Source organism: Yoonia sp. D2-7 (genome assembly GCF_055809435.1).
This window is the reverse complement of the sequence record NZ_CM147912.1, coordinates 2,290,638-2,310,710: the sequence shown is the minus strand read 5'-3', so window position 1 is coordinate 2,310,710 and position 20,073 is coordinate 2,290,638. Positions and strand designations below refer to the sequence as shown.

Annotated in this window: 20 protein-coding genes; 16 read left to right on the top strand and 4 right to left on the bottom strand. The window is 55.2% G+C overall.

The window, feature by feature from the left end; all coding sequences use genetic code 11:
• Nucleotides 1-188 precede the first annotated feature (188 nt).
• Entirely contained in the window at nt 189-1,205 is a 1,017-nt protein-coding gene (locus AC0L7R_RS11305; RefSeq protein ID WP_473656979.1) for a substrate-binding domain-containing protein, read from the top strand.
• Between the two features lie 2 nt (nt 1,206-1,207).
• Here AC0L7R_RS11305 and AC0L7R_RS11300 read toward each other — a convergent pair whose 3' ends face one another.
• Nucleotides 1,208-1,921, bottom strand: coding sequence for a VIT1/CCC1 transporter family protein (locus AC0L7R_RS11300; protein ID WP_473656978.1), 714 nt, complete (start codon nt 1,919-1,921; stop codon nt 1,208-1,210).
• Between the two features lie 156 nt (nt 1,922-2,077).
• Here AC0L7R_RS11300 and AC0L7R_RS11295 point away from each other — a divergent pair, with 156 nt between their 5' ends.
• The gene (locus AC0L7R_RS11295; RefSeq protein ID WP_473656977.1) at nt 2,078-2,407 is read left to right on the top strand and encodes a phasin family protein; all 330 of its coding nucleotides are present in this window, start codon (nt 2,078-2,080) and stop codon (nt 2,405-2,407) included.
• 70 nt (nt 2,408-2,477) lie between these two features.
• Here the strand turns inward: AC0L7R_RS11295 and AC0L7R_RS11290 are convergent, their stop codons facing one another.
• Nucleotides 2,478-2,894, bottom strand: coding sequence for a c-type cytochrome (locus AC0L7R_RS11290; RefSeq protein ID WP_473656975.1), 417 nt, complete (start codon nt 2,892-2,894; stop codon nt 2,478-2,480).
• A gap of 314 nt (nt 2,895-3,208) precedes the next feature.
• Between AC0L7R_RS11290 and AC0L7R_RS11285 the strand changes: the two genes are divergently transcribed.
• From AC0L7R_RS11285 to AC0L7R_RS11245, 9 genes are all read left to right on the top strand, one after another.
• Nucleotides 3,209-4,306, top strand: coding sequence for an MHYT domain-containing protein (locus AC0L7R_RS11285; protein ID WP_473660402.1), 1,098 nt, complete (start codon nt 3,209-3,211; stop codon nt 4,304-4,306).
• A 135-nt stretch (nt 4,307-4,441) separates the two neighbouring features.
• Nucleotides 4,442-5,296: an FAD binding domain-containing protein gene (locus tag AC0L7R_RS11280; protein WP_473656974.1), complete on the top strand. Its 855-nt coding sequence runs from the start codon at nt 4,442-4,444 to the stop codon at nt 5,294-5,296.
• An 11-nt stretch (nt 5,297-5,307) separates the two neighbouring features.
• Nucleotides 5,308-5,802 (top strand): 2Fe-2S iron-sulfur cluster-binding protein, encoded by a 495-nt coding sequence (locus AC0L7R_RS11275; protein WP_473656973.1) that lies wholly within the window; start codon nt 5,308-5,310, stop codon nt 5,800-5,802.
• Nucleotides 5,799-8,225, top strand: coding sequence for an aerobic carbon-monoxide dehydrogenase large subunit (locus AC0L7R_RS11270; protein ID WP_473656972.1), 2,427 nt, complete (start codon nt 5,799-5,801; stop codon nt 8,223-8,225). The genes AC0L7R_RS11275 and AC0L7R_RS11270 overlap by 4 nt, the downstream gene beginning before the upstream one ends.
• A gap of 45 nt (nt 8,226-8,270) precedes the next feature.
• A complete protein-coding gene (locus tag AC0L7R_RS11265; RefSeq protein ID WP_473656971.1) occupies nt 8,271-9,146 on the top strand; it encodes an AAA family ATPase in 876 nt (291 codons plus the stop codon).
• Nucleotides 9,143-10,324: a VWA domain-containing protein gene (locus tag AC0L7R_RS11260; protein WP_473656970.1), complete on the top strand. Its 1,182-nt coding sequence runs from the start codon at nt 9,143-9,145 to the stop codon at nt 10,322-10,324. The genes AC0L7R_RS11265 and AC0L7R_RS11260 overlap by 4 nt, the downstream gene beginning before the upstream one ends.
• Complete coding sequence (locus AC0L7R_RS11255) at nt 10,321-11,103, top strand: XdhC family protein (protein WP_473656969.1); 783 nt, start codon at nt 10,321-10,323, stop codon at nt 11,101-11,103. Before AC0L7R_RS11260 ends, AC0L7R_RS11255 begins: the two co-directional genes overlap by 4 nt.
• 137 nt (nt 11,104-11,240) lie before the next feature.
• Nucleotides 11,241-11,693, top strand: a complete 453-nt coding sequence (locus AC0L7R_RS11250) for a CoxG family protein (RefSeq protein ID WP_348107757.1) — start codon at nt 11,241-11,243, stop codon at nt 11,691-11,693.
• Entirely contained in the window at nt 11,686-12,696 is a 1,011-nt protein-coding gene (locus tag AC0L7R_RS11245; RefSeq protein ID WP_473656968.1) for an XdhC family protein, read from the top strand. Before AC0L7R_RS11250 ends, AC0L7R_RS11245 begins: the two co-directional genes overlap by 8 nt.
• A gap of 508 nt (nt 12,697-13,204) precedes the next feature.
• Here AC0L7R_RS11245 and AC0L7R_RS11240 read toward each other — a convergent pair.
• Nucleotides 13,205-13,429, bottom strand: a complete 225-nt coding sequence (locus tag AC0L7R_RS11240) for a hypothetical protein (protein WP_473656966.1) — start codon at nt 13,427-13,429, stop codon at nt 13,205-13,207.
• A 137-nt stretch (nt 13,430-13,566) separates the two neighbouring features.
• Here AC0L7R_RS11240 and urtA point away from each other — a divergent pair, with 137 nt between their 5' ends.
• From urtA to urtE, 5 genes are all read left to right on the top strand, one after another.
• Nucleotides 13,567-14,847 carry an urea ABC transporter substrate-binding protein gene (gene urtA, locus AC0L7R_RS11235; RefSeq protein ID WP_473656965.1) on the top strand — a complete coding sequence of 427 codons (1,281 nt, stop codon included), beginning with the start codon at nt 13,567-13,569 and terminating at the stop codon, nt 14,845-14,847.
• Nucleotides 14,848-14,919: 72 nt separating this feature from the next.
• Nucleotides 14,920-16,845 carry an urea ABC transporter permease subunit UrtB gene (gene urtB, locus AC0L7R_RS11230; RefSeq protein ID WP_473656964.1) on the top strand — a complete coding sequence of 642 codons (1,926 nt, stop codon included), beginning with the start codon at nt 14,920-14,922 and terminating at the stop codon, nt 16,843-16,845.
• Between the two features lie 2 nt (nt 16,846-16,847).
• A complete protein-coding gene (urtC, locus tag AC0L7R_RS11225; protein ID WP_473656962.1) occupies nt 16,848-18,023 on the top strand; it encodes an urea ABC transporter permease subunit UrtC in 1,176 nt (391 codons plus the stop codon).
• The gene (gene urtD, locus AC0L7R_RS11220) at nt 18,020-18,760 is read left to right on the top strand and encodes an urea ABC transporter ATP-binding protein UrtD (RefSeq protein ID WP_348107753.1); all 741 of its coding nucleotides are present in this window, start codon (nt 18,020-18,022) and stop codon (nt 18,758-18,760) included. Before urtC ends, urtD begins: the two co-directional genes overlap by 4 nt.
• Before the next feature lie 2 nt (nt 18,761-18,762).
• Nucleotides 18,763-19,458, top strand: a complete 696-nt coding sequence (urtE, locus tag AC0L7R_RS11215) for an urea ABC transporter ATP-binding subunit UrtE (RefSeq protein ID WP_247126817.1) — start codon at nt 18,763-18,765, stop codon at nt 19,456-19,458.
• Here the strand turns inward: urtE and ureG are convergent.
• Nucleotides 19,455-20,069, bottom strand: a complete 615-nt coding sequence (gene ureG, locus AC0L7R_RS11210; protein WP_473656961.1) for an urease accessory protein UreG — start codon at nt 20,067-20,069, stop codon at nt 19,455-19,457. The two genes, urtE and ureG, sit on opposite strands and share 4 nt — an antisense overlap.
• Nucleotides 20,070-20,073: the final 4 nt, after the last annotated feature.

The window sequence follows — 20,073 nt, the reverse complement described above, 5'->3', positions numbered from 1 at the left end:
GGAGCAGACGATAGTGACGCCCCCGAAAGGATGGGGGACGGTGCGTGACGATGTTTGCGATCTACTATCCATGTTGCGATGTAAGCGCTTTCATCTGATTCATGCAAGCGCTTACATTGTCGTTGCATCCATGTTCAGTTTTTCGCAAACCATGTTATAGACCCGCTGAAATCAGGGAACGAACCGCCATGTCCACATCCCATTCCATTCCTACGCTTGATGATGTCGCGCGTGCGGCTGGCGTTTCGACTGCAACGGTGTCGCGGTGTTTGAACGCAGGGGACAAGGTTTCAAAGCCGACCCGTGATAAGGTGATGCAAGCGGTCGAGGCCTTGGGCTATACGCCCAATTTCAATGCGCGCGCGATGGCAGCGCGGCGCACCCATACGATTGGTGCCATTATCCCGACGATGGAAAACGCCATTTTTGCGCGGGGGCTTCAGGCTTTTCAGGAAACGCTGCATGACCTTGGTTACAACCTGCTTGTGTCGAGCAGCGCGTATCGACCGGAACTCGAGGCTGAACAAATCCGTGCGCTCGTTGCACGTGGTGCGGAAGGTCTGTTGCTGATTGGGTATGAACGCGAAAAGGCAGTTTACGACTACTTGGATCGACGCGGTATCCCAACAATGCTTGCATGGGCTTACAGACCAGATTCGTCACGTTCGTCGGTCGGATTTGATAATCGCGCATCGATGCGGATGTTAGCGGACCGTGTGATTTCGATGGGTCATAAGCGTATTGCAGTGATTTCGGGGATCGCCGATGGCAACGATCGCGCCGCAGAGCGATTGACCGGTATTCGGGATAGTTGGGTGGCCAACGGATTTGATCTGGATGATTTGCCGATTGTTCAAACGCCGTACGACACTGACAACGGTGCCAACGCTTTTGAAGCCCTGATGAAGTCTGAGATGCCGCCGAGCGTTGTGATGTGTGGAAACGATGTTCTTGCTGCAGGGGCGATGTTGCGGGCGCGGCAGTTGGGGTATTCCGTACCCGACGACGTTTCCATTACCGGATTTGATGACATTGAACTGGCGCAGCATTTGTCCCCGACATTAACGACCGTGCACGTCCCGCATCGTGAAATGGGCGGGACAGCTGCGCGCGAACTGGTCAAGCTGATCGACGGCAATGCGAACACTGTCCGACGTCAGCTGAACGTTTCCATTGTGATGCGGGAATCGCTGGCGGCCGTCTAAGCTTAGGGGTGGAACAAGCGTCCAACAGCAAACGCCAACGCAGCTGCCGTGCCACCGATGAGGAATGTTTCAAGCCCTGACCGCCACCACGGTGCCAATGCCCATTGTGATTTGATTGCGCCGATACCAAAGAAGGTGAAGGCAGAGGCAATGATGGACCACACAAAAGGATCAGTGAGGCCAACCAGATACGGAAGAAGCGGCAGCAACCCGGCCATTACAAACGCACCAAAAATGATGACCGCGGCCCTTAACGGGGCAGGGTCCGTCGGCGGCAGTCCGTATTCGTCCGTCAACATCATGGCGATCCATTGATCCTTGTCGCGGCTTATCATGTCGACGGCTTGCGCCTTAACATCACCATGTAATCCTTTGCGCCCCAGAATTTGGTCCAGTTCGTCGCGTTCGCCTTTTGGGTTAAGCATGATGTGGCGTTCTTCAACTTTGCGCAGCCTTTCACGATCATCAGCGACGGCCTTCGTGCCCGCGTAATTGCCTGCCGCCATGGAAAAACCATCCGCGACGACGTTCGCCATACCAAGTGCAACAACGATCCCGCCCGGTAGGCCCGCACCTTGCACGCCCGCGACAATTGCAAACGTCGTGACCGTTCCGTCAATGCCACCAAAGATTGCATCCCTAAGCCCGCCACCGCCATTGCGAGCATTCAAGCGAGCCGCAATTTCGGAATGCGAATGTCCATGCTCAAGCGCCATCGTGGTTCCTTTCCGTAGTGAGCGCTGCCGTCACAGGCGGACGGCACTTGATGTCACTATGACATGATCTGACGAGGCGACGTTGATGCAAGTCAACGCGGGCCGACGACGGTTGCGTCATAGTGCTTGTATCAAATCAACATGGGGGAGATTGCGATGACGGAACAAACGCACAAAAATTCGAAGGATTTCAGCGGCGTTGCGACCGGCGGTATGTTTGGGGCAATGGACTGGATGGGGACAGGCGCGTTTTCGCAAGCCATGCAAATGCATGCAGATTTCGTTTCATTCATCTCGGACCGTTTGGCCGAAGATCTGAAAACGCAAAATGCGTTGTTGCGCTGCAAAACTATCGAAGACGCGCGCGATATTCAGATCGCGTTCGTCCAGAAGGCCTATCAAGACTACACGGCGGAAGCGGGGCGATTGGTAAGCGCGGGCCTTTGTTGTCCTGTCCTAAGCGGGACAAAACATACGCCAGTCTAGTATCAACATGGAATAGGCCGAAAACCCCAGCAGGTTGGCCAGTTCCTTTTACGCTTATGCTTAAAACAACTTATCGCTGCACCGTTTTCAGATAGGTGAGAAGCGCCGACATGTCTGACGGCAGGGTTTCGGTTGCGCCGTCGGTGTTGACCGTGATGGGCCGGCCCATATCGGCGTCACCAAAGATCGGCATCGCGGCGGTGGGATCCGTGTGACGATCAAGACCTTGGATGACGCTCAGCACATAGTTCCGAGGAAAAACGCCGTCGTTCGATGCCGCAAGGAATTGCAAACTTGGTGGCGGCGCACCTAGGCCAAGCGATGCCGGTCCTGCGCCTTCACCGTTCGCCCCGTGACAGATCGCGCATTGATCATCGAATAACTGCTTTCCACGGGCGCTATCCGCCGAAATGCTGTTCTGATCCGCAACACAAGCGTTAAGCGATAGCGCTGCAATCGTTGTGGTAACTGCTTTCATCATGGTCATGTCATTCGCCCTGTATTGTTCTTTGAAAACAGTCCGTTTGGCGCTGCTTTCTCCTACGATCATAGTGTTGATGCGATGATGCAGCTTTGATTTACCTCAAGGTACTGCTCAGACCGCAAGCATCTGCAGCGTATTGGAATTCTACGATTCACGACATGCGAGTGGATTTGCGGCATCTGCAATTTTTATAGTAATGCCCGTGTGTTGCGATAGCACCTTCATGTGTTGAATTAAGGATAGAAAGATAGGCTTTAGCAGGTCGATCAAAAAATCGATAATTGCCAAGTGCCATTTCTTTGGTCATTTTGTCCGCAATGGAAACGCTAAGCTTCAGTCATGACTTCTTTTTAGTCATCATGTCGTGCCTCGTTGCAACTGCTGCGGCGTTCACGGGTTTGTCTTTGACGCGCAATCTGTCGCAGAAATCCCTGACCCAAAAGAAAGTGTCTGTGGCCTTGGCCGCGATTGCGTTAGGCGGCGGTATTTGGTCGATGCATTTTGTCGCGATGCTGGGCCTGCAGTTGCCCGTGTTGTTCTATTACGACGCAGCGATCACGCTGATTTCGGCATTGACCGCGATCCTGATCGTGGGTGCCGCGTTAATCTTGCTGCATTTTACCGACCGCACGCCTTTGGTGATTGGCACAGCGGGTGCCATTGTCGGCGTGGGCATTCTGGTCATGCATTACATCGGGATGGCGGGGTTAGAATTGTGCCGCGCGATTTACACGCCGCTTGGGATCGCAGAATCGTCGATTGTCGCGATTGTTTTGTGTATTTTGGCGTTTCGGGTGGCTTACGGGCATCGGACGAACCGCAATATCTTTCTTGGAACGCTGTGTTTTGCTGTCGCAGTTGGGTCAGTGCATTTTCTGGCAATGGCGGGCACGGAATTTGTAGCCGTCCCGCAAGTTGCTGAATTTGGCCCAAGCATGAGCAACGAAGTTTTGGCGCTTGGCGTTATCGTGTCCAGTTTTGTGATTTTTGGCGGCTTCTTGTGGGTCAGTACGACTTACCTCGTCGCCAGTCCTGTCGCGGACGCGATCAATCCCGTCGACGATGCGGATATTCAGACACCAGTCGGTCTGCAAATCCCGTGTGAACGCGACGGGGGCAAAATCTTTGTCGCGCCTAGTGATGTCGTCTTTGTCCGCGCAGACGGGCATTACACGCAGATCTACACCGAACAGGATCGCCTGTTTTGCGTTTGGCCGATTACTGAAGCCACGAAGCGCCTGTTGCCTGCGGGCTTTATCCAGACGCATCGCAGCTATTTGGTGAACCCGTCCAAGGTCGCCCGCTTTGAACGGTCCAAAGACAAGGGGCGGTGTCTGTTTGATACGGACACGATCCCGCCAGCGCCGGTGAGCCGATCCAAATTGAAAGCCACGCAAGACGCGCTGCTGGCGTAGGCCCGCGCCATTCGTGCGGAATTCGGCGCACTTCGTGCAATAAACCTGTTTTTCATGGGTTTTCACGAGCCAGCGTATACGGCCGCATGCTCACCTCACAGCAAGAAGAACATTTGCTTTTAGGGAGGAGAGCCGATGATTCCAGCGGCATTCGAATATTATCGACCCAAGGATATGGCCGGAGTATTGGCCATTCTTGAGGAACATGGGGACGATGCACGCGTCATGGCGGGCGGTCACAGTCTGATCCCGATGATGAAGTTGCGTATGGCTGACGTGCCACATCTGATCGACCTGCAAGACGTGGGCGGGTTGTCGGAAGTCACCATCACCGACGACAGCATCCGCCTCGGTGCGATGATCACACAGACCGATATCATCAATCACGATGGCCTTAAGACGGCCGCACCGATCCTGCAGGAAGCGGCGTTGCAGATTGCCGATCCTCAGGTGCGCAACATGGGGACTGTTGGCGGCAATGTCGCGAACGGCGATCCGGGCAACGATATGCCGGGACTGATGCAGTGCCTTGATGCCAGCTTTACCTTGATCGGCGCGGACGGTGAGCGCGACGTACCTGCACGCGAATTTTACGAAGCGGCCTACATGACCGCACGCGATGACGAAGAAGTCCTGACAGCTGTGACAATCCCAATGCCAAAGGGTGGCTATGCTTATGAAAAGCAAAAGCGCAAAATCGGCGATTACGCGACAGCTGCTGCCGCAGTGCAGATCGTCAAAGACGGCGACACTTGTACGGCCGCAAGTGTGGCGATGACGAACCTGAGTGATACGCCGATCTTCTCTGAAGCGGCAGGGGCAGCACTGGTTGGCACGACGGTGGACGATGCAGCGATCAAGGCCGCAATGGCCGCGATGTTGGACGACATTGATCCGACCGAAGACAACCGCGGTCCAATCGCATTCAAGAAACACGTGGCGGGCGTCATTTTGCGCCGTGCCATCGAACGCGCTTGGTCGCGGGCGTAAGGGGGCAGAACATGTCAGACAAAATGCACATCAAACTGAACGTGAATGGGAAGGCAGAGGAATTTCTCGCCGAACCGCGCGAACTGCTGATCTACACACTGCGCGAGCGGCTAAACATCACGGGGCCACATATCGGCTGTGAAACGTCCCACTGCGGGGCTTGCACCGTGACGATCGACGGCAAGTCGGTGAAATCCTGCACGATGTTCGTCGCACAAGCAGACGGCGCAGAGGTGACAACCATCGAAGGCATTGGCGGACCGGATGACCTGCACCCGTTGCAGACCGCATTCAAAGAACACCACGGGCTTCAGTGCGGCTACTGCACACCGGGCATGATTACCCGTGCAACCAAGCTGTTAGAGGACATTCCTAATCCAACGGAAGAAGAAATCCGCTTTGGCATGGCTGGCAATCTTTGCCGCTGCACAGGCTACCAAAACATCGTGAAATCCATCCAAGCCGCCGCCGCTGAGATGAATGCAGCCAAGGAGGCCGCAGAATGAAAGACGAAGTCACACGCGACGAACGGGTCGCTAATCTGAAAGGCATGGGCTGTTCACGGAAGCGCGTTGAAGATGCCCGTTTCACACAAGGCAAAGGCAACTACGTCGATGACGTGAAATTGGACGGAATGTTGTTTGGCGACTTTGTCCGGTCACCTTACGCCCACGCACGCATTAAAGGGATCAACGCAGAAGAAGCGCTAAAAGTCCCGGGTGTTCTGGCTGTTTTGACAGCTGCTGATCTTGAGCCGCTTGGTCTGCATTGGATGCCGACGCTTGCCGGTGACAAGCAAATGGTTCTGGCGGACGGCAAGGTGCTATACCAAGGCCAAGAAGTCGCGTTTGTTGTGGCCGAAGATCGCTATGCCGCCGCTGACGGGATCGAACTTGTCGAAGTGGACTACGAAGAACTACCGGTTCTTGTGAACCCGTTCGAGGCACTGAAATCTGACGTCGTTCTACGCGAAGATCTGGTGGCTGAAGACGGGTCAATTCCGGACGGTGCGCATGGTCCGCGCAAGCACCACAACCATATCTTCACATGGGATGCGGGCGACAAAGAACCGACCGAACAAGTGATTTCCGAGGCCGACATCGTCGCCGAAGAATCCATGTATTACCACCGCACGCATCCATGCCCGTTGGAAACCTGTGGCTGTGTGGCGTCGATGGACAAGGTGAACGGCAAGCTGACGCTGTGGGGCACATTCCAAGCGCCGCACGCAATCCGGACGATCGTATCGCTGATTTCAGGGATCGAAGAACACAACATCCGCGTGATTTCTCCTGATATCGGCGGGGGCTTTGGCAACAAGGTTGGCGCCTATCCGGGCTATGTGTGTTCGGTCGTTGCCTCCATCGTGACAGGCAAACCTGTCAAATGGATCGAAGACCGCATGGACAACCTGATGACCACCGCGTTTGCGCGTGATTATCACATGACAGGCAAGATTTCCGCCACCAAAGAAGGCAAGATCACAGGGCTGAATTGTCACGTGACTGCGGACCACGGCGGCTTTGACGCCTGCGCCGATCCGACGAAGTTCCCTGCAGGTTTCATGAATATCTGCACGGGGTCTTACGACATCCCGACCGCATATCTCGAGGTCGATGGCGTCTACACAAACAAGGCACCGGGTGGAGTGAGCTACCGCTGCTCTTTCCGCGTGACCGAAGCTGTGTATTTCATCGAGCGGATGATCGAGGTTCTGGCCATCAAGTTGAACATGGATGCAGCTGAACTGCGCCGGATCAATTTTATTAAAAAGGAACAGTTCCCGTATACGGCCGCCCTTGGTTGGGAATACGATTCCGGTGATTATCACACCGCGTGGGATAAGGCGCTGAAAGCTGTTGATTACGAAGGTCTGCGGGCCGAACAGGCGCAGCGTGTCGAAGATTTCAAAGCGGGTAAGACCCGCAAACTGATGGGGATCGGTCTGTCGTTCTTCACTGAAATCGTCGGCGCAGGTCCGGTCAAGAACTGTGATATTCTGGGCCTTGGCATGTTTGATAGCTGTGAAATTCGCATTCATCCGACAGGGTCCGCGATTGCACGGCTTGGGACGATTTCACAGGGGCAAGGACACGCGACAACGTTTGCGCAAATCCTTGCGTCCGAGATTGGTCTGCCAGCGGACAGCATCACGATTGAGGAAGGCGACACCGACACGGCACCTTATGGGCTTGGAACCTACGGGTCACGATCTACGCCGGTTGCGGGGGCTGCGACGGCCATGGCTGGGCGGAAAATCCGCGCAAAAGCGCAGATGATCGCGGCTTATCTGCTTGAAGTACATGACAATGACGTGGAATTCGATGTGGACCGTTTCGTGGTCAAAGGCGCGCCTGAAAAGTTCAAGACGATGAAGGAAATCGCCTTTGCTGCCTATAACCAAGCAATTCCGGGGATTGAACCGGGGCTAGAGGCGGTCAGCTACTACGATCCACCGAACATGACCTATCCATTCGGCGCTTATGTCTGTGTGATGGACATCGATGTGGACACAGGTGTCCCTGAAATCCGCCGTTTCTATGCGCTGGATGACTGCGGCACGCGGATCAACCCGATGATTATCGAAGGGCAGGTTCATGGCGGATTGACCGAAGCACTTGCCGTCGCGTTGGGGCAGGAAATTGCTTACGACGATATGGGCAACTGTAAGACGGGCACATTGATGGATTTCTTCCTGCCAACGGCTTGGGAGGTCCCCAATTATGAAACCGACTATACCGTGACCCCAAGCCCGCATCACCCGATTGGGGCCAAAGGCGTAGGTGAAAGCCCCCATGTGGGTGGTGTGCCGTGTTTCTCGAATGCTGTGCAGGATGCGTTCCGCCCGTTTGGCAACACGCACACCAACATGCCGCATGATCATTGGCGGATTTGGCAGACAGCCAACAAGCTTGGCTTGCACGACTAGGAAAGGGTGCGGGGTCGGCATCGCGTCGACCCTGCGCACGCGCATATGACTTGGACAGATTTACAAAACGCCCTTGGGCGACAGGGTTATGTTGCCTCTGATGACCTAGCCGTTGCGTTGCAATTGGCGTTGGCGTTGGGCAGGCCGTTGTTGTTGGAAGGTGCAGCTGGCGTCGGCAAAACCGAAGTTGCGCGAACTTTAGCGGCTGTCAAAGCAACGCAGTTGTTGCGGTTGCAATGCTACGAAGGTCTGGATGCGGCGCAGGCGATTTACGAATGGAACTACCAGCGGCAATTGCTGACAATCCGCGCTGCTGCAGAGGATGGCGAGACAGGCAAGGCTGTTGAGGATCGCATATTTTCGCGTGATTTTTTGTTGGAAAGACCGTTGTTGGCGGCGATCACGCAGGATGTGCCACCTGTATTGCTCATTGATGAAATCGACCGGGCTGATGAAGAGTTTGAAGCGTATTTGCTAGAAATTCTGTCGGATTATCAGGTCTCAATCCCTGAATTAGGAACGATAACAGCAACTTCCAAGCCGATGGTGATCTTAACATCCAACGGCACGCGCGATCTGTCTGACGCGTTGCGTCGTCGCTGTTTGTATACGTATGTTGACTACCCCGACCGCGAAACGGAGCTTGCGATCCTGAAGGCGCGGTGCCCCGATGTTGAGGACCACCTTGCGCGCCAAGTGATCGGGTTTGTGCAAAAGCTGCGTGAAGAAGAATTGGACAAGACACCAGGCGTGGCGGAAATGCTCGACTTTGCTGCGGCCTTGATGGGGCTTGGCATTGCGGATTTGACTGATAATCCGGTGGTATTGCAATCGACACTGACGACCTTGTTGAAGACACAAAACGACCAAGCCCAGATCACGAAAGAAGTTGCAGGTCGCATCGCAGGACGCGCCGCATGACCCGTGTAACGCGCTTTGCAGGACGTGATCCGGGGCCCGCGGCCCGTGTGTCGGGCTTTATTGCGCATTTGCGTGAAAACGGGCTGCGGTTGGGGGTGGCCGAAGCAGATTTGTCGCTGGCGGCGCTTACGCATGTGAACGCAGCGGTGCCCGAAGAAACGCGTCGCGCGTTGCGGGCTGTTTGCACGGGTTGCAAGGATGAAGCGACACGTTTTGACGCGTTGTTTGATGCCTACTGGATGGACGCGGGGCGGGTGAAGCAGAAAGTTATCAAAACACCGACTGCGACGGCCTGTGACGATGTGCATTCATCGCGCGACGGGCAGTGCGAAGATGCAAGTGCCAGCGGGACGGCCACTGCGCCGGATGACGGGCAGGGCGATGCGAATAGCGATGGGACGGGAAAGCTGATCGCGACGGAACTGCGGAACATGTCTCGCAAGGACCTGCGTGATCTTGTGCGGCCAGAGGATATTGCAGAGGCGGAAGCAGTGGCGCGGCGGTTGGGTGCCGCACTTCGCGATAGACGGTCGCGGCGACGGATCGCGGCCCGTAAAGGTGACCGGCTACATTTCCGCAAAACCATCCGGCATAGCCTTGCGACGGGCGGCGAACCTGTGCGTTTGCTGCGCAAGAAACGCCCCGACCGGACTCGCAAGATCGTGGCGCTTTGCGATGTATCCGGATCAATGACGGTCTATGCGCAGGTCTTTCTCGCGTTTTTGTCGGGGTTGATGCGGGCGGATACGGCGGCTGATGCGTACCTGTTTCATACCCGTCTTGTGCGGATAACCGAAGCGTTGCGCGACAAGGACGCGATGCGCGCAATTGGGCGGATGTCGTTGATGGCCGATGGTTTTGGCGGGGGATCAAAGATCGGACCGTCGCTGGGTCTTTTCGCGGATACCTATGCGAAACGGTTCGTTGACGGTCGGTCCGTCGTGCTGATTTTGTCGGATGGCTATGACACCTCTGCGCCTGAAATTATGGATGCAGCCTTGGCGAAAATCAAAAAGCGTGGATGCAGGGTTATCTGGCTCAACCCGTTGAAGGCATGGCGTGATTACGCGCCGGTGGCCGAAGGGATGGCAGCCGCGCTGCACCATCTGGACCTGTTCGCGCCTGCAAATACCTTGGCCGATCTCGCGGCACTGGAACAGGAGTTGACGAGAATATGACACCTGCCGAAATCCAATCTGTGGACCTTGCCGATGTCGCCCAAAAACTGCGGGCGAATGACGAACCTTTTGCGTTTGCGACGATCGTGCGGACGGCTGGCGCGACCGCTGCAAAGCCGGGTGCGAAGGCGTTGTTGGGTGCCGATGGGACAATCCTACATGGCTGGTTGGGCGGCGGCTGTACGCGCGGCGCGGTGAAACGCGCCGCGGTGGATGCCCTTCATTCGGGCAAACCGCAGCTTGTGTCTGTAGCCCCCGAAGACCTGCTTGAAGAACGCGGTGTGGCGGCAGGTGATGAAGTTGACGGGACCAAATTTGCGCGCAACGGCTGCCCGTCGCGCGGCACTGTCGACATCTTTATTGAGCCGTGCCTGCCAATGCCGCAATTGGTTGTGCTGGGCGGATCACCTGTGGCCGAGGCGTTGATCCGGATCGCGCCGCAATTTCATTGGACGCCAGTCGCCGAGATCACTGATGGGTCCACCACAGCGCGGCAGAAGGTCGTGGTCATTGCCACGCAAGGCCAAGGTGACATGAACGCGCTGACTGATGCCTTGCAGGCGGATCCGCAGCACGTGGCTTTTGTCGGCAGCAAACGCAAATTTGCGACATTGGCCGACAAGCTTGAGGCGGCAGGGCTGAACAGGTCAACGATTGACGCGGTCAAAGCCCCCGCTGGTCTGGATATCGGGGCAGTGACCCCCGAAGAAATCGCGCTGTCAATCTTGGCAGAGTTGGTCAGCGTACGGCGCAGGTCCGTCAAAGCTTATGCTGTTTAGCGGCAAACCGGAGGTTTTGAAATGAAGAGATTTTGGAAAAAGCTGACCCGTCTCCGTGCACGCGCGGCCCCGACACCAGAGCAGGTCGAACAGCTTGCTCAAATCAAATTCCCTTGTTGTTAGAATAGGATATAAACATGGAACTCGCCGATGAGATCGTCATCAACGCCCCAAAAGACCGCGTATATGCCGCGCTGAATGACCCAGAGATTCTGCAGCAATGCATTCCGGGCTGCGAAGAGCTGATCAAGCATTCCGACAATGAACTCGAAGCCAAAGTTGTGCTGAAAGTCGGCCCCGTGAAGGCGAAATTCAGCGGCGATGTTGTGCTTGATACAACCGGCGCGCCTGATGCGTTTTCATTGACGGGCAAAGGCAACGGTGGTGCTGCGGGCCACGCAAAGGGCGGCGCGGATGTGACGCTGACGGCGGATGGTGACACCACAATTCTACGCTACGAAGCAAAGGCTGAAATCGGCGGTAAGCTTGCCCAATTGGGGAGCCGCCTGATCCAAAGCACTGCCAAGAAACTGGCCGCAAAGTTCTTTAAATCCTTTGCTGATGTGATGGATCAAGAACCCGTTGCCTAACGCCATTTCATATATCGAACACCCTAGCGATGTGATCGCCCATGCCGCACGCTTAACGGCACAGGGCAGGGCGTTTGCCCTGATCACATCGGTGGGGATCGAAGGTGGGGCGGCACGCGATGAAGGATCATTAGCGCTTGTCGACGAGACGGGCGCAATGGTTGGTTATCTGTCGAACGGCTGTATCGACAAAGATATCCAGTTTCAGGCAATAGAGGCGCTGCGCACGTCCGAAAAGAAACTGGTTCGGTATGGTAAGGGGTCGCAGTTTGCGGACCTGTCTCTGCCATGCGGTGGCGCTTTGGATGTCTTGATTGATCCGACGCCAGACATTGCCGCACTTAGTGCGGCACATCGCGATCTTGAAAACCGTCGCCCGACAGTTTTGCGGATTACCTTGCCGGTCGATGGGGCACCGACGCTGTCGTTCCGGTATGCACCGCAGTTTCGATTGGTGCTGGCCGGACGCGGCGCGGTTTTCCGCGCGATGGCTGAGCTTGGTGTGGCTTCCGGTTTTCAGGTCCGGCTTATGTCTCCTGACGAAGAGGATCTGGATGCCTTGGCGACAATCGCTGGCGCAGACGGTGTTCATTTGAAATCGACACAGGCTGCGGTGCGGACTGACTGGTTGGACCCATACGCGGCCTTTCTAACGCTGTTCCACGACCACGATTGGGAACCTGCGCTGTTGCAGGCCGCGTTGAGGTCATCGGCCTGCTTCATTGGTAGCCTTGGCAGCAGACGAACACATGAGGCGCGTATCGAACGCCTTATTGCGATGGGCGTGATTGCTGTCGATGCGCACCGCGTTCAGGGGCCAATCGGGCTTGTGCCGTCACTACGCGAAGCGCCGTTGATTGCTGTTTCAGCGTTGGCGCAAGTCGTGGCACATAGGCCTGCCGCTGTAGAGCGGTGTTTGACGTGCGATGACGACGCTGGTTTTGGGGTTGCCCCTGACAGGGCCGCGCAAGTGGTCGCGCGGGCCGACAGTGTCGACGCTTAACAAACCAATGTGCTGAAAATAGGTAAGGGCACGATCCACGCCGGTACCTGCGTCAATCGTGCCCTTCCTCGTGGATCAAGAGGGTGTCGTCCCCGCTCTTGTTCCTATCAAACGTCGATCCCCCGTCCCTTGGTTATGACGTCTGCGTGTGAGTTGTTGTTCATTTCTTCCGGTCCCCGCTGCTTCTGGCGGGGTAACGTTGGAGATACTATCAAACAGGTCCCTAGAAACCTATGTGTCTGCGTCGATTCTAGGTCCTTATTGATGTGATCGCTTTGGGGCGAATTCTCCGAAACTACTTATTGGCTCATGTCCTTAACATCGCAGATGCGCGGCGATTTTAAACACCGCGAATAGATAGTTTCCCGCGCGAAGGGATAGCTGGTTAACTTTAGGGTCAGCTGATTTGCGGTTTTAATGCCTGAAGCCAAGGTTCCTTTACCGTCCCATGATCCGAAGGCCGCAATGAGGGGGTTGGAGCAGTGAAATCACTGGCGATGCGGAAACATTAAATGCTGCGAAGCAGTGCGATCGCATTCGAAACTGCGGTAATTTTAGGCGCAGGCGCTTTATCTGCATGATGGATTTGTGCACTTTTTTTAGCCGATAAGGTTAACGTTGGTGAAATTTTCAGCAAAGCGCCGCGAATTGCTACCCGTTCACGCAGGATCATCTTCATTTTCGCGGAACCAATGGTGAAGGTCTCGATGTCCGAAAGGGCATTCAGTGCCACGCGAAGGTGCATCCTGGCAGATAACGACCTTCGCATGGCTGCAACAAAAGAGCTGCGGTCCCTGACTATCACTCTGATCCACCATTGCCTAGCGATGGAAGGCTCGAGCGTAGCGAAACAACTTGGGGGTTAATCCTTTGACTATTCGAAATACTCTGCTCACATCCATTTCCGTGCTGGGCCTTGCTGGTGCGGCTGCTGCTGAATGTGCAGATCCCATCAAGGTTGGCGTTCTGCACTCTTTGTCCGGCTCCATGGCGATTTCCGAGACAACATTGAAAGACGCGATGTTGATGCTGATCGACCAGCAAAACGCTGCAGGCGGTCTGTTGGGTTGTGAACTGGAAGCGGTTGTTGTTGACCCTGCATCCGACTGGCCACTGTTTGCTGAAAAAGCACGTGAGCTTTTGACAGTGAACGAAGTTGACGTAATCTTCGGCAACTGGACATCTGTTTCCCGTAAATCCGTTCTTCCTGTGATCGAAGAACTGAATGGCCTGCTGTTCTACCCAGTTCAGTACGAAGGCGAAGAGTCTTCCAAAAACGTATTCTACACAGGCGCTGCGCCAAACCAGCAGGCGATCCCAGCGACTGACTATTTCCTCGAAGAGCTTGGTGTTGAAAAATTCGCGCTGTTGGGCACTGACTATGTGTATCCGCGTACAACAAACAACATCCTTGAATCTTACCTGATGGATAAAGGCATCGCTGCTGAAGACATCTTTGTAAACTACACACCATTTGGTCAGTCTGACTGGACCACGATCGTTGCTGACGTTGTCGCACTTGGCGAAGACGGTAAGCAGGTTGGCGTAATTTCCACAATCAACGGCGACGCAAACATCGGCTTCTACAAAGAACTGGCCGCTGCTGGTATCTCTGCAGACGATATCCCTGTTGTCGCGTTCTCTGTTGGTGAAGAAGAGCTGTCCGGTTTGGACACATCTAACCTTGTTGGTCACTTGGCTGCATGGAACTACTTCCAGTCTGCAGAAAGCGACGCGAACGAAGAATTCATCGCAGCATGGAAAGCTTTTGCTGGTGAAGAGCGTGTGACAAACGACCCAATGGAAGCCCACTACATCGGTTTCAACATGTGGGTGAACGCGGTTGAAGCGGCAGAAACAACTGACGTGGATGCGGTTCGCACAGCCATGTACGGTCAAGAATTCCCGAACCTGACTGGCGGTACAGCGGTGATGTTGCCAAACCACCACCTCGCAAAACCAGTTCTGATTGGTGAAATCCAAGCAGACGGTCAGTTCGACATCATCAGCCAGACTGCTGAAGTCCCAGGCGATGCTTGGACAGATTTCTTGCCAGCATCCGCTGTTCTGAAATCCGATTGGAAAGATCTGGAATGCGGCATGTACAACACTGAAACAGAGACCTGTGTTCAGCTGACATCCAACTACTAAGTTGACCAATGCAGGCGGGGACATCCCGCCTGCATTTTTCGTAATACCCCCCTGAATTTCCGAAAGTTGATCATGCGCAGTTTTCTGACCGCAGTCTTGATGTTCGTCTCTTTTGCTAGCGTCGCTACCGCGCAAGACCTTCAATCCATCCTCCAAACGCACGCCGAAGAAGTCGCCAAACCGTCCCGTAATTCGGTGAGTGTGGTTTTGGATGATTTGGCCGCCAGCGGATTGCCGCAGGTCACAGTGTTCCTTGAAAAATGGGCTGAAAAGGAAGTTTGGCAGGGCCAAGATGGTCTGTTCTATTTCGGTGCTGAAGACGATGATGTTCTGACTTGGGCGTCCGTGGATACCGATGACACCGGTACCGCGCCCGCCGATAATTACAGCCAGATTAAACCAAACGGTGGCGTGCGTCGCTTGATCGGGACAGCACTTGTCCAGTTCCAACTGAGCGATCCTGATCTCGACCGCCGGACTGCAGCCGTCGCCTCCATCGCCCGCAGACCTGATGCCAGCCAATTGGCCCCGTTACTTGCGTCGATAGAAGGTGAAGCGGACGCGGTTTTGAAAGCACGCAAAGTCCAAGTCGCTAATTTCATGCAGGCCCGGTTTGCTGATGATACCGATGTGCGTATCGCTGCAATTGAAAGCCTGTCGAAAGACACAACAGTCGAAGCGCGTGCTGTCCTCAACCAAATTCTAAGCAGCAAGACGGGCGTTGCTGCAGAGGCGCCCGACGTTAATATTGCGACGATCATCGATCCGTTTGATGCACCGGAAGAGTCGTATGCGATCTTGGTCGATGCTGGGTTGGCACCGGCCAAGCAAACCCCTGCAGAAATTCGTCAAACGCTAGAGGCGAACATCACCGACGGCCGCGTGGGTGGTGTGCCATTGGCGCAATTGTCGGACCCCGCGTTGCGCGAAAGAGCCTATGCTGCGTTGTCGACGGCGGGCATTGCCCCGACATTGATCACAGATCTGACCCGCGACGTCGCGCTGAATTCACATGTGTTTTACGAAGCCTACGACGAAGATGACGCCGGCATAACCGATGCTGCGCAGGCAGCGTTAGCTTCTGTAGAAACCCGCGTTGGCACTGCTCAAGTGGCCGACCTTACGTTGGACGCGCTGTCGTTGGCCTCGATCTTCTTTCTGGCCGCCATTGGCCTTGCGATTACGTTTGGCGTGATGGGCGTCATCAACATGGCCCACGGTGAATTCATCATGATGGGGGCTTATACAGGTTACGTCGTACAGTTATTCATTCCGAATTACACGGTGTCGATCATTGTGGCGCTTCCGGTGGCTTTTGCTGTGACCTTCGCCGCAGGCGTGGCGATGGAACGGCTGGTGATCCGCTGGCTTTACGACCGTCCGTTGGAAACACTGCTGGCGACCTTCGGTATCTCAGTGGCGCTGCAACAGCTTGCCAAGAACATCTTCGGTACACAGGCGCGTCCGCTGACGTCGCCTGACTGGCTTGCTGGTGCTTGGGTCGTCAATGACGTGATCCAAATCAGCTACATCCGTATCGCGATCTTCGTGCTCGCGCTGATTTTCCTCGGACTGATCCTTTATATCCTGAAACGCACGCGATTGGGCCTTGAGGTTCGTGCCGTGACGCAAAACCCAGGCATGGCAGCGTCGATGGGGATCAATCCCGCCAAGATCAACATGCTGACCTTTGGCTTGGGATCAGGCATCGCGGGTATCGCAGGTGTCGCCATCGGGCTTTATGCCAAGGTGACGTCTGAGATGGGATCAGATTACATCGTGCAAAGCTTCATGACCGTGGTCGTTGGCGGTGTCGGTAACGTCTGGGGCACACTGGCAGGTGCTGCGATGATCGGCTTTGGTCAAAAAGGCATTGAATGGTTCAACCCATCCAACACGCTGGCCGCGCAAACCTACATGATCCTGTTTGTGATCCTGTTCATTCAATTCAGACCCAAGGGCATTGTCGCCCTCAAAGGTCGGGCGGCAGGAGATTGATCATGGAAAAGTCATTTATCGCACGCAACCCATCTGTCCTTTGGTTCCTTCTGGCGCTTGCGCTTTTCACGCTTGGCGTGACCGTCATGTCCGAAGCTTTTGGGGCGTCTATCGTCTCAACATCGTTCCTGAAAACGCTGGGTAAAACGCTGTGCCTGTGTCTTGTCGCCATCGCGATGGACGTGGTTTGGGGCTACTGCGGCATCCTAAGCCTAGGGCATTTCGCGTTTTTCGGCATCGGCGGTTACGCAATCGGCATGTGGCTGATGTATGAACGGACGCGCGACATCGTCGTAACGTCGTTGGAGACAGGCGTGATCCCACCAACGCCGGACGAAATCACCGAAGCCGTCGGCACGCAAATCTTTGGTGTCGTAGGTAGTTCCGAATTCCCTGCGATCTGGGCGTTCTCGCATTCGCTGACGCTGCAATTGCTGGCGGTGGTTTTAGTGCCGGGTTTGCTGGCGCTGGTCTTTGGTTGGCTCGCCTTTCGCAGTCGCGTAACGGGCGTCTATCTGTCGATCCTGACACAGGCGATGACACTGGCGCTGTCACTGTATTTCTTCCAGAACGACACGGGTCTGCGCGGCAATAACGGGCTATCCGGTCTGCAGAACATTCCCGGCTTGACCGAGGTATCGCAAGCGACGCTATCGCTGTGGTTCTTTTGGGCATCTGCGCTGGCGCTGGCATTAGGGTATGTTTTCTTTGCGTGGATCACATCCGGTAAGATCGGATCGGTCATTCACGCGATCCGCGACAATGAATCACGTGTGCGGTTCTTGGGCTATCACGTCGAAAGCTACAAACTGTTCGTTTTCACGGTCACGGCGATGGTCGCGGGCATTGCGGGGGCGCTGTATTACCCGCAGGCAGGTATCATTAACCCCGCCGAAATTGCGCCGATTGCGTCGATCTATTTGGCGGTTTGGGTCGCGATCGGGGGCAGGGGCCGCCTGTATGGCGCGGTCATCGGGGCGGCTGTCGTATCGCTGATGTCATCGTGGTTCACGGGGGGCAGCGCGCCAAACGTTAACCTTGGTTTCTACGAGATTAAATGGACCGACTGGTGGCTTGTCCTGCTGGGTGTGACTTTCGTCGCTGTCACATTGTTCTTCCCCAAAGGCATCGGCGGATTGTTTGATCTGCTGCCGTCCAAGAAAGGAGAAGCGCAATGAATACACTTCTTGAAGTATCCGGTGTCAGCGTCAGTTTTGACGGGTTCAAAGCCATCAACAACCTGTCGATCCAGATTGCTGAACCCGAATTGCGTGCCGTGATCGGGCCAAATGGTGCGGGTAAAACGACGTTCATGGACATCGTGACAGGAAAGACCAAGCCTGACGAAGGACACGTCCTGTGGGGCGAAAAGTCTGTGTCCTTGGTCGGCATGAATGAAAGCGAAATCGCGGGCGAAGGCATTGGGCGTAAGTTCCAGAAGCCGACGGTTTTCGAAGCCCAAACAGTGCGGCAGAACATTACGATGGCTCTGAAAAATCCGCGTGGACCGTTTGAAGTTCTGTTCAAGCGCGGTGAAGATTCACGCGCTGAACGTGTGCTGGAAATCAGTGACGAGATCGGCTTGACCGACGCGCTGGACCGAACATCGGGTGACCTAAGCCATGGTCAAAAACAATGGCTTGAAATCGGGATGCTGCTTGCACAAGACCCACGCCTGCTGCTCGTTGACGAACCCGCCGCGGGCATGACGCCTGCCGAACGTGAACATACGACAGACCTATTGGTGCGGGCTGCGAAAACGCGGGCAGTCGTTGTCGTCGAACACGACATGGAATTCGTGCGCCGCCTGAATTGCAAAGTCACGGTGCTGCATCAGGGATCGGTGCTTGCTGAAGGATCGTTGGACCACGTGACACAAAACCAAGACGTTATCGACGTCTATTTGGGACGCTAAGAATGTTAGAAATAAAAGGCCTGACCCTGAAATACGGACAAAGCCAAATTCTGAACGGCATTGATCTTACCGCAAAGGTTGGTGAAGTGACCACCGTGATGGGCACCAATGGCGTCGGTAAAACGAGCCTTTTGCGTGCAATTGCTGGGCGGCATCCCTACGCGGACGGGACGATCACATTGGACGGTCAAACGTTGGATCATCCTAGCGCTTACGATGCAGCGCGCGCTGGTATCGCCTACGTCCCACAGGGGCGCGAGGTCTTTCCGATGATGACCGTTGGCGAAAATTTGCAGACCGGATTTGCGTGCTTGCCAAGCAGTGAACACCAAGTGCCGGACCGTATTTTTGAACTATTTCCGGTGCTGAAAGACATGATCGACAGGCGCGGCGGCGATCTGTCCGGTGGTCAACAGCAACAACTTGCGATTGCGCGTGCTTTGATCTCAAAACCACGCGTTTTGCTGTTGGACGAGCCGACCGAAGGCATTCAGCCGAACATCATCCAGCAGATCGGGAACGTCATCAAGATCCTGTGCGAAGAAGGCGATATGGCGATCATTCTGGTCGAGCAATTCTTCGATTTTGCGCACGATCTCGGCGCGGAATTTCTTGTTCTGCAACGGGGCGAGGTGATCTTTAACAAACGCAAAGATGCGCTGACCCGCGAAGAGCTGTATCAGCAGGTTCTCGTTTAATACGAGAGCCCGCCGATCTGGGCCAGTAGGTCTGCGACGGCGGTCCCACCTTCATTCTTGCGGAGCGATGTAAAGACGAACGGCTTGCCCGCACGCATGCGTGTGGCGTCCCGTTCCATCACATCGAGTGATGCACCGACGTGCGGCGCCAAATCGGTTTTGTTGATGACTAAAATGTCGGATTTGGTGATCGCGGGCCCGCCTTTACGTGGAATTTCTTCGCCAGCCGCGACATCAATAACGTAGACCGTCACGTCAGCCAATTCCGGGCTGAAAGTCGCGGATAGGTTGTCCCCACCGCTTTCGATAAGGACGATTTCAACGTCGTCATGACGTTTGCGCATTTCCGCGACTGCCGCCAGATTGATCGACGCATCTTCGCGGATCGCGGTATGCGGGCAGCCGCCTGTTTCCACACCAATCACGCGGTCTTGCGGCAGGATTTGCATCCGCATGAGTGCTTCGGCGTCTTCCTGCGTATAGATATCGTTTGTGATGACACCGATCGACAACTGCGGATGAAACAGCTTGGCAAGTGTTGCCGTAAGGGTCGTTTTGCCAGCGCCAACCGGGCCGCCGATGCCGATCCGTAAAGGTCCGTTTCGAGACATATGT

Excerpts from the sequence above, each read along its gene's own strand:
- AC0L7R_RS11305 (WP_473656979.1), top strand. The coding sequence starts at position 189 with ATGTCCACATCCCATTCCATTCCTACGCTTGATGATGTCGCGCGTGCG.
- AC0L7R_RS11300 (WP_473656978.1), bottom strand. The coding sequence starts at position 1,921 with ATGGCGCTTGAGCATGGACATTCGCATTCCGAAATTGCGGCTCGCTTG.
- AC0L7R_RS11295 (WP_473656977.1), top strand. The coding sequence starts at position 2,078 with ATGACGGAACAAACGCACAAAAATTCGAAGGATTTCAGCGGCGTTGCG.
- AC0L7R_RS11290 (WP_473656975.1), bottom strand. The coding sequence starts at position 2,894 with ATGACCATGATGAAAGCAGTTACCACAACGATTGCAGCGCTATCGCTT.
- AC0L7R_RS11285 (WP_473660402.1), top strand. The coding sequence starts at position 3,209 with ATGGAAACGCTAAGCTTCAGTCATGACTTCTTTTTAGTCATCATGTCG.
- AC0L7R_RS11280 (WP_473656974.1), top strand. The coding sequence starts at position 4,442 with ATGATTCCAGCGGCATTCGAATATTATCGACCCAAGGATATGGCCGGA.
- AC0L7R_RS11275 (WP_473656973.1), top strand. The coding sequence starts at position 5,308 with ATGTCAGACAAAATGCACATCAAACTGAACGTGAATGGGAAGGCAGAG.
- AC0L7R_RS11270 (WP_473656972.1), top strand. The coding sequence starts at position 5,799 with ATGAAAGACGAAGTCACACGCGACGAACGGGTCGCTAATCTGAAAGGC.
- AC0L7R_RS11265 (WP_473656971.1), top strand. The coding sequence starts at position 8,271 with ATGACTTGGACAGATTTACAAAACGCCCTTGGGCGACAGGGTTATGTT.
- AC0L7R_RS11260 (WP_473656970.1), top strand. The coding sequence starts at position 9,143 with ATGACCCGTGTAACGCGCTTTGCAGGACGTGATCCGGGGCCCGCGGCC.
- AC0L7R_RS11255 (WP_473656969.1), top strand. The coding sequence starts at position 10,321 with ATGACACCTGCCGAAATCCAATCTGTGGACCTTGCCGATGTCGCCCAA.
- AC0L7R_RS11250 (WP_348107757.1), top strand. The coding sequence starts at position 11,241 with ATGGAACTCGCCGATGAGATCGTCATCAACGCCCCAAAAGACCGCGTA.
- urtB (WP_473656964.1), top strand. The coding sequence starts at position 14,920 with ATGCGCAGTTTTCTGACCGCAGTCTTGATGTTCGTCTCTTTTGCTAGC.
- urtC (WP_473656962.1), top strand. The coding sequence starts at position 16,848 with ATGGAAAAGTCATTTATCGCACGCAACCCATCTGTCCTTTGGTTCCTT.
- urtD (WP_348107753.1), top strand. The coding sequence starts at position 18,020 with ATGAATACACTTCTTGAAGTATCCGGTGTCAGCGTCAGTTTTGACGGG.
- urtE (WP_247126817.1), top strand. The coding sequence starts at position 18,763 with ATGTTAGAAATAAAAGGCCTGACCCTGAAATACGGACAAAGCCAAATT.
- ureG (WP_473656961.1), bottom strand. The coding sequence starts at position 20,069 with ATGTCTCGAAACGGACCTTTACGGATCGGCATCGGCGGCCCGGTTGGC.